At 65.2% G+C, this 13,437-nt stretch carries 8 protein-coding genes; 6 read left to right on the top strand and 2 right to left on the bottom strand.

The genetic code is table 11. The features are described 5' to 3' along the window. Window positions 1-308: 308 nt before the first annotated feature. The 3 genes from GY769_20450 to GY769_20440 all read left to right on the top strand — a co-directional run bounded on the left by GY769_20450 (window position 309) and on the right by GY769_20440 (window position 3,146). Window positions 309-671 (top strand): hypothetical protein, encoded by a 363-nt coding sequence (locus tag GY769_20450; protein ID MCP4204293.1) that lies wholly within the window; start codon window positions 309-311, stop codon window positions 669-671. 163 nt (window positions 672-834) lie between these two features. Further along, window positions 835-1,236, top strand: a complete 402-nt coding sequence (locus tag GY769_20445; protein MCP4204292.1) for a hypothetical protein — start codon at window positions 835-837, stop codon at window positions 1,234-1,236. Window positions 1,237-1,316: 80 nt separating this feature from the next. Then, the gene (locus GY769_20440) at window positions 1,317-3,146 is read left to right on the top strand and encodes a M14 family metallopeptidase (protein MCP4204291.1); all 1,830 of its coding nucleotides are present in this window, start codon (window positions 1,317-1,319) and stop codon (window positions 3,144-3,146) included. Between the two features lie 17 nt (window positions 3,147-3,163). Here the strand turns inward: GY769_20440 and GY769_20435 are convergent, their stop codons facing one another. Then, the gene (locus GY769_20435; GenBank protein ID MCP4204290.1) at window positions 3,164-6,556 is read right to left on the bottom strand and encodes a hypothetical protein; all 3,393 of its coding nucleotides are present in this window, start codon (window positions 6,554-6,556) and stop codon (window positions 3,164-3,166) included. A gap of 155 nt (window positions 6,557-6,711) precedes the next feature. Here GY769_20435 and GY769_20430 point away from each other — a divergent pair, with 155 nt between their 5' ends. Both GY769_20430 and GY769_20425 read left to right on the top strand, forming a co-directional pair. Then, window positions 6,712-7,467: an enoyl-CoA hydratase/isomerase family protein gene (locus tag GY769_20430; GenBank protein ID MCP4204289.1), complete on the top strand. Its 756-nt coding sequence runs from the start codon at window positions 6,712-6,714 to the stop codon at window positions 7,465-7,467. Between the two features lie 32 nt (window positions 7,468-7,499). Beyond that, window positions 7,500-10,508: a DEAD/DEAH box helicase gene (locus tag GY769_20425; GenBank protein MCP4204288.1), complete on the top strand. Its 3,009-nt coding sequence runs from the start codon at window positions 7,500-7,502 to the stop codon at window positions 10,506-10,508. 120 nt (window positions 10,509-10,628) lie between these two features. Here GY769_20425 and rocD read toward each other — a convergent pair whose 3' ends face one another. Then, the gene (rocD, locus tag GY769_20420; GenBank protein MCP4204287.1) at window positions 10,629-11,846 is read right to left on the bottom strand and encodes an ornithine--oxo-acid transaminase; all 1,218 of its coding nucleotides are present in this window, start codon (window positions 11,844-11,846) and stop codon (window positions 10,629-10,631) included. 611 nt (window positions 11,847-12,457) lie between these two features. Between rocD and GY769_20415 the strand changes: the two genes are divergently transcribed. Beyond that, window positions 12,458-13,297 carry a TIGR00730 family Rossman fold protein gene (locus tag GY769_20415; GenBank protein MCP4204286.1) on the top strand — a complete coding sequence of 280 codons (840 nt, stop codon included), beginning with the start codon at window positions 12,458-12,460 and terminating at the stop codon, window positions 13,295-13,297. Window positions 13,298-13,437 lie beyond the last annotated feature (140 nt).

Raw genomic sequence — 13,437 nt, 5'->3', positions numbered from 1 at the left:
GCCGACGAGCGTCGCCCGCCTTCGGGATACCCACGCCGGCCTTTCACTCCCGGAAACTGGTCGACGCCGAGGTCGACCGCTTGCGTGTCGGTGATCCTATTCGTTAACCAAGGCGCCCAATCGGAGAGTCCTATTCGGCACTGAGCCGGAAGGAGCGCCGCGTGGGCCTCGGAGCGAGCCTCTCCATCTGCTGATGGCTCGCGGAGAGGCCGCACCGGCGCGACACTATCCGCGCAGTTGCCTCAGCTTCCCAAGCCCTGCCGCCGCCTTGCACGTGGCACCGCGATGCGGCACACTCGCCGAACGCAATGTCCACCTACTCCTTCGCAGTCTTCTGGTCCTGGTGGATGCGCCACCCCAACTGCATCTTGCGGGCAGGTACCGCGGAGGCGGCGCTCTACGACGACAACGACTTCCACTGGCACTTCGCCTCCGAGGGCACTGCCGTCTACGTCCAGGTTATTCGAGGCAAGCGCTTGATCGGAGAAGTCGGCGTCGACCCGGAGCACATCTCCTACGTCCAGTACGTCGGCGAGGAAACCGAGGGCGAGCACATGTTCGAGCTTGTGGTGGAGGACGAAGCCCGGAACGCCGCCTCGCACTTCTTCGTGCTGAGCCACGGTCTCGACGAGGAGGACGAGATCCCAGCGCAGGACCGGGCCGTTCACTAGCTGCCTGCGGAGCTCACGCCCACGGAAGGGAACTGTCATGAGAACACAGTATGGATGGATCTTGACTGCGCTGGCCATTGTCGCTCCGGCCAGCGCTCAACACGACGATCACCAAGGTCAACACTCACCTTACGCTGATCAGCAAAGCAGTGGGATCGCGGCGGTGTCTCGACAAGAGGCGCTAGACCTTCGCGACGGAGCCGGGATGGGACTGGCCCGTGCCGCCGAGCTCAATCACTATCCCGGACCCTTGCACGTGCTCGAGCTTGCCGAGAAGCTCGATCTATCCGGCACCCAAAAGGACGAGATCGAGCGTTTCCGCTCCGAGATGCTGAGCGAGGCTCAGCGTCTCGGGCAGAAGATCTTGGAAAGGGAGGAACATCTGGATCGCCGCTTCTCGCACCAGCATCTCGATGAGCCCCTCTTGCGCGAGCTCACCGCCGAGATCGCGGAGCTCTACGGCAAGCTCCGTTTCGTACACCTGCGCGCTCATCTGCAGGCACGGGCAATCCTGAGCGAGGCGCAGGTAGCCGCCTACGATCGTCATCGCGGCTACGACGAGTAGGCGCAGAGGTCCGGAGTAAAGATCCGGGCGCCTTCGTGCTCTGGCTGCGATAGTTTCCTCTCACGAAGGAGGTCTTGACCATGCGAGTGGCGATCCGGTTCTGTCTGCTGATGTGTGCGCTTTGCGCGCCGGCGCGAATTCTGGCGGTACCGCCGGAAGCGACCGCCATCCTGCCGCCGGAGCTGCCCTGGAACGGTAAGAGCCTCGAGCTCGTGCTGCCGCCCGAGGACGTCTGGGCCACGCCGTTCGAGAAGTCCGGGCTCGAGCGCTCACCCCGCTACGCAGAGACCATTGCTTGGCTGCGCCGCCTGGTGGAGGCAGCCCCCGAGCTCGAGATGATCTCGATCGGCAAGAGCGCGGAGGGCCGCGACATCTGGATGGTCGTCGCGAGCGGCGAAGGCGGAGCGGACCCGGCAAGTCTGGCGAAGAACGGTCGGCCGACGCTGCTGGCCCAGGCCGGCATCCACTCAGGCGAGATCGATGGCAAGGACGCCGGGATGATGCTGCTGCGCGACATGACCGTCCGGGGCACCCGTCGGGAATGGCTGGGCCAGGTCAATCTGCTCTTCATCCCGATCCTGAGCGTTGATGCTCATGAGCGTTCGTCTCGCTACGGCCGGATCAACCAGCGTGGACCGACAGAAATGGGCTGGCGGACCAACGCGCGCAATCTCAATCTCAACCGCGATTACGCCAAGCTCGAGACCGAAGAGCTCCAGGCTCTCGTCAGCGCGGTCGAGCGCTGGCGCCCCGACCTCTACCTGGACCTCCACGTGACCGACGGGGCGGACTACCAGTACGACATCACCTATGGCTACAACGAGGCCCACGCCTGGTCGCCAAACATTGCGCGCTGGTTGGATGACGTCCTCACCCCTGCCGCGAATTCAGCGCTCGAGCGCATGGGGCATATTCCCGGGCGACTGACCTTCGCCGCAAACGGCCGCGACATGACCGGAGGGGCCGTGGACTGGACGGCTCCGCCGCGATTCTCGAACGGCTGGGGCGACGCCCGCCACCTGCCGACGGTCCTGGTCGAGAATCACTCGCTCAAGCCGTTCCGGCAGCGCGTGCTCGGCACCTACGTGTTTCTCGAGGCGGCAATTGCCACGCTCGGTTCCGAGCATGAGGCGCTGCTCGAGGCGCGTGCCCGGGATGAAGCGGCCGCAGCCGAGGAGATCGTGCTCTCCTGGATCCCTGCCGAGGCCGATCCGCCGCCCAGCCGCAGTTTTCGGGGCGTCCGCTCGGAGCTCTACAACTCCCCGGTGACCGGGACCGTCAACGTCCGCTGGACGGGTGAGCCGATCGAAGAAGAGGTCACCGTGGTCGTTTGGAATCGGCCCGCGGTCCGGGTCCGCCGGCCTGCCGACTACTACATTCCGGCCGCTTGGTATCCGATCGCCGACAAGCTGCGCCTGCACGGAATCGAGGTCGAACGGATCGAAGCGCCGGTCGAAGTGGAGGTCGAGATGTACCGGCTGCCCGAGGCGGTCGTCGACGTCGACAATACTCCGTTCGAAGGCCGCGCGCGCTACTCGCCCGGCGAGCTGGTCACGGAGCGTCGAGAAGCCGTGCTCGAAACGGGTTCGTATCGGGTTCGAACCGATCAGCCGCTCGGCACGCTGGCGGTGCTCTTGCTGGAGCCGCAAGCTCCGGATTCGTTGTTTCAGTGGGGCTATTTCGGTTCGATCCTGCAGCGGACGGAATACGTCGAGGCCTACGTCATGGAGCCGACGGCGCGCGCCATGCTCACCACGGACCCGGAATTGCGTGCCGAGTTCGAGCGCAAGCTGCTCGACGACGCGGAGTTCGCCGGCAGCGCCACTCAGCGCCTTCAGTGGTTCTACGAGAAGACACCGTACTACGACGCCGAGCACCGGCTGTATCCGGTCGCCCGAAGTGTCGATTGAATCGGCCAGGCTCTCAGCTAGGGCGGTGAGCCCGCCATCAGGTCGACTTCGGCGCGGAACTCGCCGTCGGTCATGATCGAGAATCCGTTTCCCAAGACGACCAGCTGACGGGCTCGCAGGCTCAGGTCGCCTCCCGGGCCGACGATGGCGTAGTTCGGGCCGGCGGTGATGGAGTTGCAGGCCTCATGCGTTTCGGTGGCAAGCACCGTATCGTCGGAGAGGATGAGATCGTCGGGCGCGACGCAGGCGGCCTCCTGAAGGGTCACCGTGCAGGTCACATCACCGGTTAGCGTGACAAGGCCTGCTGAACACTCTGCGCTCCAGCTCGCGAGCTCGCCGCCATAGTCTGGGGTGGCGGTCAGCTGGACGACCGTGTCCTTCGGGTAGTAGGCAACACAAGAGGCGCCACAGGCGATCCCCGGAACGTCGCTCGTGACCATCCCGGGCCACGGGCCGGGCTTGGCGATGGTCAGCTGGTAGCTGGGCTTGGTCGCGAACTTGCGATCGACTCGGGTGAAGTTGCCCTGAGTATCCGCGACCTCGACGAAGAGATGTGCCTCCGAGTACTCGGGGATCGGCGCCGAGAGCGGAAGCTCGTAGATTCCCTGTGCGGTCGCCGCCGCCAGGTCGGCCAGCTCGGCTCCCGGGGTGCGGCCCTCGACGGGAAAGTCGGCGGTCACCGAAAACGTCGGGTAGTCGATGCCGGAGTTGGCGTCGGCGAGGCCGAAGCGCAGCCGCTCGATGGGCTGGGCATTGAAGCCGGCTCTGGGCACGGACACTTCGAGGGTCGGGCGCAGGTCGTCAAGAAACCAGCCGAAGGACTCATTGGGCCCGCCGAAGTCCGTGTCGATCGGCGCTCCCAGGTCGATCCAGCGGCCGAACGTCATCTTCTCGTCGTTGGTCAGACTCATTCCGCTCGAAGGTGGCGGCATCATGGTGCCGGTAAAGTCGAGGTCGGCGTCGTTGGGCGCGGCGCCGGCGGGCAAGGTCGTCGGGTCTCCCGGTGTGGTCTCTGTGGGATGGTCGGCGTTGGCCCAGCCGTCGAGACGCTGTCCGAAGATCTTCCAGATCAGGAGGCTGCGACGGCTTTGGAACTTGCGGATGTAGCGACTGGCGTTGGTCTGACGCCAGATGCCGTTGGGAATCACCGGTGGGTAGCCCCAATCCGCGTCCGAGTCATCCGCGAGCCGCTTGTAGTCGCCGGGGAGACCACCGTATATCGCGAGATCGTCGAGCACGAGATTGCCCGGCGGCGTCGGATCACTCTGAGTGTGGCAGGAGACGCACTTGGCTTGAAGGATCGGCCGGATGTCACGGTGAAACTCGACATCCACGACCGAGCTGGGCAGCACCGTGAGGTCGGGATCGGGTCCGCCGCTCGCGGTGAGGATTGGAGTGGTCGTCGAGAGGTCGTGGATCTGGTAGCTCGAGCCGGAGGCTTCGGTTGTGAAGAAGTCGAGCGGCTGCTGGCTGTGGGCGTGGCAGCCGCCGCAGTCGAGGCGCATCTCGCCCGGCCGGACCTGGTGCCAGGTTTGGGCCATGTTGAGCACCAAGCCGTTGCGGTCCAGGGTCTGGAAGGTGAAGGGAGTGTCGGCCGGGATCTTCACCAGGAAACTCGTGTCCGGGTTGCCTTCGAGGTCCAGTATCTCGCCGCCGGCGCCGTCCGGTTTGCGCAACGGGATCTCACCCAGGATGCGCAGGCGCTCGTTGGCGAAGTTCTCGAAGTGGCGGCCGATGTTGGGTCCGTAGCTCCGGTGGGTATTGGGCTCCATCGCCAGCAGGCGGACGGCCCAGATGTCGTCGTCGGTGTATCTGCCCGCCTCCGCCCCCTGTTGGCCCCAATTCGAGGACGCCCCGTTCTCCGATGTGTTGAACGGATCGAGACCGTTGAAGCTTGACTTGCCGTAAGCCGGAAAGGACTCTCGCTTGTAGAAGCTCGAGGTGCCGACCATCCCGAACGGTGTTCCGGCCGGCAGCTCGGAATGGAGTGAGCCGTCGTTGGGCAGCCAGGGCAGGGTCGCCGGCGCGGCGACGCCGTGGACGCTCTCGTAGGTCACCACCGCGCGCGGCCAGGCTTCGTTGAACCCGGGGTCGTTCTTGATCAAGACCAGGTTGGCGCGGTCGTAGATCGGGTCGCCGTTCGGAATGAGGTAGAGGCCGCTGTCGTAGCGCGGCACGTTGGTGGGCCGGGTGAGGTCGTTCGCCGGGCCGGGGGTCCACGCCACGAGCAGGTCGTTACCGGGAGCCGCCGAGGGATGGGTTACCTTGCCGACGCGAGCACCGCCCGCTCCGAGCGGCGCCGCCTCGTCGTCGCCGTGGGTAAAGGGGCTGATCGAGAACATGCCCCAGGGTGTGAACGGCATGCGGAAGGACGTCAGCCCGAAGGACTTGGTCTTCTCGATCGGCGGGTTGTCGCCGGCGAACGCGCTGTGGAAAGCCGGGGTTCCGGTGGGTGGCGCAATGGGGAACCGGTACATTGCGCCGAAGCCGTTGTTGTTCAAGTTGTAGTAGTCGGTGATGACGAGGTCTTCGTTCGAGAGCTGGGTCGCGAAGTGGAACGCCGCGGCGTTCTTGAACGCCGACACCAGCGGACCCCACCGGCGGCCGTCCGGATAGATGTACCAGAGCGCCCAGACCCGGCGATCCCGCAGTCCCTGGCTCTCGTAGCTGGTGAACATTACGCGACCGTCGCGGAGCGTGACCGGGTGAAGCGCCGAGCCGATCGTCATGGGTGCGATGGGGGTGACGTTGGTGCCGTCTTCGTCCATTACGAAGAGCTGGAGTGTGGGCGCGGTGAAGGTCTGCGGCGGGGTGTAGGCGTTCCGGTTGCTGGTGAAGACGATCTTGCCGCCGGGGAGCGGGCTGGCGCCGAGGTTCAGAATGCCGTAGCCGAGGCGGTTGAACTCCGACGACGGGTTGAGCGGGTTCGACTCGTCCCAGTTGCCGGCGCCGGTGTTGGGGGTGAACTCGCCGTGGGTCAGCTGCTCGACGGCGCGGTCCGAGAGCCGAATCCGGAAGATGTCGGCTCCGAGATTCGGGAGATGGTTGCGTTGGTAGTTGGTGGCGGTGAGGTCGTAGAACAAGCTGTAGTACACCCACTCCGCGTCGAAGGAAACGAACGGATCGGTCACGGAGCAAACGCCGCCGCCGCCGGCGGCGGACGAACAGGCGACCAGAATCTCCTCGGAGCCGTCGGGGTGGAGAAGCACGAGATCCGCACCCGGCTCGGCTCTGGCGGGGTGGAACACCTCGGGCCAGATCGTGTTGGTCTGGTCGCCGTACCTCGGCTGCCGAACGTAGACGATGTCGTAGGGCACGGAGCCCTGAGCCCAGAGGGCCTCAGCGCCGCCGAAAGAGCGGGCGGAAATCCCGATCAGCGCGAGGGTCAGAAAACGGGTCCATCGGTTCAACGGCGTCCTCCAGTCGGCTGTCGCTCACTCGGTCCCCAATTGCGGTTCGGCGAAAGAATCGCTGGCCTGGCGTCGCGAGGCCCGAGCGTCGCAGGGTCCTCGGAGCCGCCGCTGTGAAAAACGTCACAGTCGCCGAGCTGTCGTAGACTCGGTGCATGCTCAAGATCGAAGACAATGATGGCATCGAGCTCATGCGCATTCAGCACGGCAAGGCCAACGCCGTGGATAGCGAGCTTCTGGAAGGCATCCGGGATGCGCTCGCGGAGGTCGCGATGCGCGATGCGCGGGCACTGGTGATCACGGGCTCCGGCGAGATCTTCTCGGCCGGCGTCGACCTTTTCAAGGTTCTCAGTGGAGGTTCCGAGTACGTCGAGAGTTTCTTGCCGTTGCTGTCTCATGTCCTGCGGGAGGTGGCCGGGTTTCCGAAGCCACTGGTCGCCGCGATCAACGGCCACGCCATCGCCGGCGGTTGCGTCCTGGCCTGTGCGTGTGACTACAAAGTGATGGCCGACGGCGGCGGCCGGATCGGCGTGCCCGAGCTTCGGGTCGGGGTCCCATTCCCGGCCGTGCCTCTCGAGATGGTTCGCATGGTCGTGCCCCGCCGATACCTGCAGGAAGTCGTGCTCCTCGGCCGTACCTACGAGCCGGAGGACGCGCGGGAGCGCGGCCTCGTCGACGAGATCGTTACCGCGGAGGATCTCGAAGAGCGAGCCCTCGAGGTCGCCTTCGAGATGGCCGCCGTGGGAGGAGACTCGTTCAGCCTGACCAAAAGGCAGCTTCGCCGACCGTATCTCGACGCAATGGATCTCACCGAACAGCTCTTTGATGGCGAGGTCGAGGCTCTGTGGACGGCTCCCGCGTCGCATCAGGCGATCAGGGCGTATCTGGACAAGATCGTGGGCAGGAAGTAGCGACTGGCCGGTTCGAGTATCCTGACGATCCCATGCGGGAGATCGTCGAAGCACTCCGCGGCGACAGAACGCTCGGCCCTCAGCTGGTTGAGGCACTGTTTCTCGAGGCCAGCGCGGCGCGATTCGGAGAGCTCGATCCGCCGCTGCCCCGAGAGCTCGGGGCGGCGCTGGCGACTTCGGGAGTCGACCGCCTGTGGAGTCATCAGGCCGACGGCCTTCGCGCCGTGCGCGCCGGTCACGACGTCCTGATCACCACGCCGACCGCGAGCGGCAAGTCCCTGGTGTTCCACCTGCCGGTTCTGGAGGAGGCGGTTCTAGGCCTCCCGGGCCGGGCGCTGTTTCTCTATCCGCTCAAGGCGTTGGGGCAGGACCAGCGCATCAAGCTCGCTTCCCTGGGCGCCGCCGTGGGCTTGCCCGACGACGGCTCGCTCGCCGCGATCTACGACGGCGACACGTCGGAGCGAGAGCGCGCCCGGATCAAGCGCAAGTTCCCGCGCGTCGTGATCTCGAACCCCGACATGCTGCATCTGGGGATCCTGGGATCGTGGGGAAGCTGGGAGCCGTTTCTCAAAGACCTCAAGTGGATCGTTCTCGACGAGCTCCACACCTACCGAGGGATCTTCGGCAGCCACTTTCACCACGTGCTTCAGCGCCTGATCCGGCTGTGCCGCGTGAACGGCTCCAATCCGTCGATCGTAGCCTCGTCGGCGACCGCTGCCAACGCCGACGAGTTCGCCAGGACGTTGGCGAGTCGTGATTTCGACTGGATCCCGGAATCGGGTGCACCCCGGGAAGGGCGGCACTTTCTTCTGTTCAGACCGGATGCGAGCCCCTACACGCTCTCTCTCCAGCTGCTGCAGCGCTTCCTGAAGCAGGGATTGAAAACGATCGTCTTCACCAAGGCGCGCCGAGTGACCGAGCTTCTGTACTCATGGCTTCGCCAGCAGGACCGAGGACAGGCCGAGCGGGTCGCCAGCTACCGCTCGGGTTTCCTGCCGGAGGAGAGACGACGGATCGAACACGATCTAACCTCAGGAGCTCTCGACGGCGTGATCTCGACCTCCGCTCTCGAGATGGGAATCGATATCGGCGGCCTCGATGCCTGCATCCTGGTGGGCTATCCGGGCAGCGTCATGGCCACCTGGCAGCGCTCGGGCCGGGTCGGCCGGGGCGGCAAGGAGTCGGTGACCGCCATGGTGGCGCTTCCCGACGCGCTCGACCAGTACTTCCTGGAGCACCCCGGAGAGTTCTTGGGCCAGCCGTTCGAACGCTTGATCGTGGACCCGGTCAACGAGCCGGTGAGCCGGGCGCATCTGGTGTGCGCCGCGGCGGAGAAGCCTCTGGCCAAGAGCGCCGACGCCTCCTATCTCGAGGCACACGCGGCCACGCTGGGCGACCTGCTCCGTGAGGGACACCTGATCGAGGAGAAAGGTGGGGAAGAGCTCGGTGCACGCGTGGCGCGGCCGCACGGGAACGTCAGTCTGCGTGGAGGAGGATCCACCTCGGCGATCCTCGACGCCAGGAGCGGGCGCACGATCGGAACCGTCGATGGCGTGCGGGTGCTTCATGAGTGCCACCCCGGCGCGATCTACCTCCACTGGGGGCGGCAGTTCCTGGTGCGCGAGCTCGATCTCGACGCCTCCAAGGTTCATGCCGAGCAAGTTTCGGTCGACTACTACACAACGCCCCTGACGGAGAAGGACACCACCATTCTCGAGGTTCTGGCGGAGCGCAACGACGGCCCCCTCCAGGCATTCATGACCCGGGTGAAGGTAACCGAGCGGGTCACGGGGTTCGAGCGCCGACGCATTTTCGGTCAGGAGGCGATCGACCAACACGAGCTGGATCTACCGCCGGTGAGCTACGAAACCGCTGCACTGGTCTGGATCGCTCCTGGAGAGGTCGAGGAGGCCTTGCGCTCGCAAGAGCATCACTTCATGGGAGCTCTGCACGCCGCCGAGCACGCGGCCATATCGCTCATGCCGCTCCTGGCACTGTGCGACCGCAACGACATCGGCGGGATCTCGATACCGCTTCACCCTCAGCTTCGGACCGGCGCCGTGTTTGTCTACGACGGCCATCCCGGTGGCGTCGGCATCGCGCGGCGAGCCTTTGACGAGCTTCCGGACTTGCTCGGACGGGTGGTGGATCTCCTCGAGAGGTGCGAGTGCGAGGCGGGCTGTCCGTCGTGCGTCCAGTCGCCCAAGTGCGGGAACGGCAACCGACCCTTGGACAAAGAGGGTGCGGCGCGGTTCCTGCGTTACCTGCTGGGGAAGGAGGGGCTCGCTGTCGGGCCGAGGGGGGTGTCCCGCGTCGAGGTCGCGCCGGCCGAGGGCTTCGAGGAATCGGAGCTCCGGACACAGACCGAGAAGGCCCGACAGCGGAAGGAGCGGAGAAAGAGTCGCGTGTCCGAGTCTCTTGATGAAGTCCCGGCAGTGGCCAAACCGCCGGCGCCGAAATCGGTGCGCGTCGGCGCGGGCCTCTCGGTGATTCCGGTATCCAGACACCCCCGGCGCACCATGCTCTTCGATCTCGAGACCTACCGTTCGGCCAAAGAGGTCGGAGGGTGGAACAACGCTCACAAGATGAGAGTGGCCCTTGGTGCGGTCTGTCACCTCCAGGAGGGTCGTATCGAGGTCTTTCAGGAAGACGAGGTCCTGCAGCTCATCACGCTGCTCGACACGGCGGACGCGGTGATCGGTTACAACATCCTTCGGTTCGACTACCAGGTTCTCTCGGGGTACACGGGAATCGAGTATCACCGCAAGTGGCCCACCCTCGACCTCCTGGCGGATCTCCGAGCCGAGCATCAGGTCGGGCCGAAGATGGATGCACTGGCCCAGGCGACGCTCGGAACCGAGAAGAGCGCCGACGGGATGCAGTCACTGCAATGGGTCCAGGAGGGGCGACTCGATCTGGTCGAGGAGTACTGTCGCAAGGACGTCGAGATTCTTCGGGACCTCTACCTCTTCGGTCGCCGCATGGGATATGTGGTGCTGGCCGGCGACGGCGGCGAGCGGCGGCTGAGAGTCGACTGGTAGAGGGCCCGTGGCGGATGGACGGATTGAGTCGCACCGATGTCGCCTCTCTTCGCTCCCGAAGAGGCGACACCGGCGCGACACTATCGGTCCGGTGATCGCTCTTCGAGTGCCGGCCGTCGGTCAGACCGCGACCGCTTCGGTCGCCAGCACTCTTTCGACGCGCTCGAGCGCCCAGTCGAGCTCTTCTCTGGTGATCGTGAGCGGCGGCGCCAGGCGGATGACGTGTTCGTGGGTCTCCTTGCAGAGCAGACCGTCCTGCTTGAGCTGCTCGCAGAAACGACGAGCGCCGCCGGCTTCCGGGTGAAGCTCGATGCCGATCCAGAGCCCCCTGCCGCGGATCTCCCTGATGTAGGGCGAGTCGAGAGCACCCAGACTGCTCATCAGGTACTCACCCAGCTCGGCCGAGTTCTCGATCATGCCTTCCTCGACCAGGACGCGTATCGCGGTGCGCGCGACCGCGGCGGCCACGGGGTTGCCGCCGTAGGTGGAGCCGTGATCGCCGGGCCGGAACACCGCCATGACTTCGTCGTCGGCGAGTACGGCCGAGACCGGGTAGAGGCCGCCGGAAAGTGCCTTACCGATCGTCACCATGTCGGGCCGGATGCCTTCGTGCTCGTAGGCGAAGAGCCTGCCGGTGCGGCCCAGGCCGGATTGAATCTCGTCGGTGATGAGCAGGGCGTTGTGCTGGCTGCAGAGCTCGCGCAACGAGCGCAGGTGACCTTCGGGTGGCACGATGATGCCGCCTTCGCCTTGAATGGGCTCGATCAGGATCGCGACCACGTTCGGGTTCATCGCCTCGCGCACCGCGTCAGTATCGCCGTACGGAAGCAGCGTGAAGCCCGGTGCGAACGGGCCGAAGCTGTCTCGGTACTGGGCCGCGGAGGAGAAACCGACGATCGTCGTGGTGCGGCCGTGGAAGTTGTTGTCGAAGACGAGGATCTCGGCTCGCCCCTCGGGCACACCCTTGACCTTGTACCCCCACTTGCGCGCGGCCTTGATCGCTGTCTCGACGGCCTCGGCTCCGGTGTTCATCGGCAGCATCTTCTGAAAGCCGGTCAGTTCGCAGAGCTCCTTGTAGAGGGGCCCGAGTTGGTCATTGCGGAAGGCGCGGGAAGTCAGCGCCAGCTTTCGGCTCTGCCGAACCAGGGCGTCGACGATCTTCGGGTGACAGTGACCCTGATTGACGGCCGAGTACGAGGCCAGGAAGTCCATGTACTTGTTGCCTTCGACGTCCCACACCCAGATGCCTTCGCCGCGTGAGAGCATGACGTCGAGCGGGTGGTAGTTGTGGGCGCCGTACTGGTCTTCGAGCTCGATTAGAGCTTTTGCGTCACTCATCTCGGTTTCTCCCTTGTATGGGCACCGGTTGAGGTGCCTCGCGATTTGTAGCACAGAAGAGGGGTGTTTGAGCACCCCCTGATGTGCTGAAGCCTGACAGAGAGTCGGGTTCCGTGATCGCGGTCAGAGCCGGCTGCGACCTTGCCGGTGCGAAACCTCTCGGCTCGTGCGATCCGGCGGGCTCTTGGAGGGATCGTCTCGGGCGATTTGCGCGTCTCCTCGCGTTCGATTGCGATTTTGAGCCGCCTAGCCAAGTGCTCCGCTGCGGTGCGGGCAAATCGCTGCTCCTCGACTCACTCTTCCCTCGCCACGCCGGATCCTCGCACCGCCTCGAACGGCTTCACGCCGGCAAGGCCGAGACCGGCTCTTCGCAACGGCACGCTCGAGGAAAGGCCGACTCGGCAGGTAGCCGGCCAGGGGGCTCGCCGCAAGCGCCCGGCAATCCGGCACGAAGGCCACTAGCGGCTTGCGCGCAGCGGCGCGCAGGCGAGCGTCCGACCAGCGCAGTTTGAGAAGCCCGAGGCGGCCCCTGGCCGGCTGCTCTGCCGAGTCGGCCTCTGAGCGCAAACCGGGACGCTGTGGTAGATAAGCTTGATTGTGAAGGAGCGCGAATGACGGACGACAGCAGGACGGGCAAGAACGAGATCAGCAGCAGCCGACTGTGGGGCAAAGTCGCGGCGCGACCGGAGGAGGGCCGCTTTCTGGGCGGCCCCCAGAACCGGAGCTCGGAGATCGCTCGGGCGTTTCGAATCTTCTTCGAGTGCCTCAAGGGCTTTCGGGCGTTTCATTTCATGGGACCTTGCGTGACGGTGTTCGGGTCTGCGAGGTTCAAGGAGGACAACCGCTACTACGGCATGGCGCGCGAAACTGGCGAGCTACTGGCGAGGCGCGGTTTCGCGGTCATGACCGGCGGCGGGCCGGGCATCATGGAGGCCGCCAACCGCGGCGCCAAAGAGGGTGGCGGCCTCTCGGTTGGATGCAACATCGAGTTGCCTCACGAGCAGAGCTGCAACCCCTATCTGGATCGCTGGGTGGACTTTCGCTACTTCTTCGTGCGCAAGGTCATGATGGTCAAGTACTCCTACGCTTTCGTCCTTATGCCCGGCGGCTTCGGAACGATGGACGAGATCTTCGAGACCGCGACTCTTGTTCAGACGGGCAAGATCGAGAGGTTCCCCCTCGTGCTCATGGGTTCGGACTATTGGGGCGAACTGGTCGATTTCATGAAGGAGAGGATGGTGGTCGGGGGAACGATCTCGGCCACCGACGTCGATCGCTTCATGGTTACCGATTCGCCGGACGACGCGGTGGACCACATTCATCGGGTCGGCGTCGAGCGATTCGGCCTCGTCTGGCAACGGCAACCCAGGCCGCGCTGGGTGCTGGGCGAGAGAACGCTGGGTGCGACCGAAGCCTGGGAGCAGGCCCTCCAGGCACGCGCGCGTGACTAGTACTAACACTTGCCGATCATAAATCCTGTTACCCGCTAGCCGTAGGGGCGCGCTACGCTACGTGACCGTGCGCATGACCAGAAGCACCCGCGGCCAGGTCCTCTCCAGGTTCCAGGTCTTGGCTGCCGCGGTTCTGTTTT

Source organism: bacterium, from assembly GCA_024224155.1.
Classification (GTDB): Bacteria; Acidobacteriota; Thermoanaerobaculia; order Multivoradales; family JAHEKO01; genus CALZIK01.
Note: the sequence above shows the minus strand (reverse complement) of the source record. Positions and strands in the feature narration are given on the sequence as shown.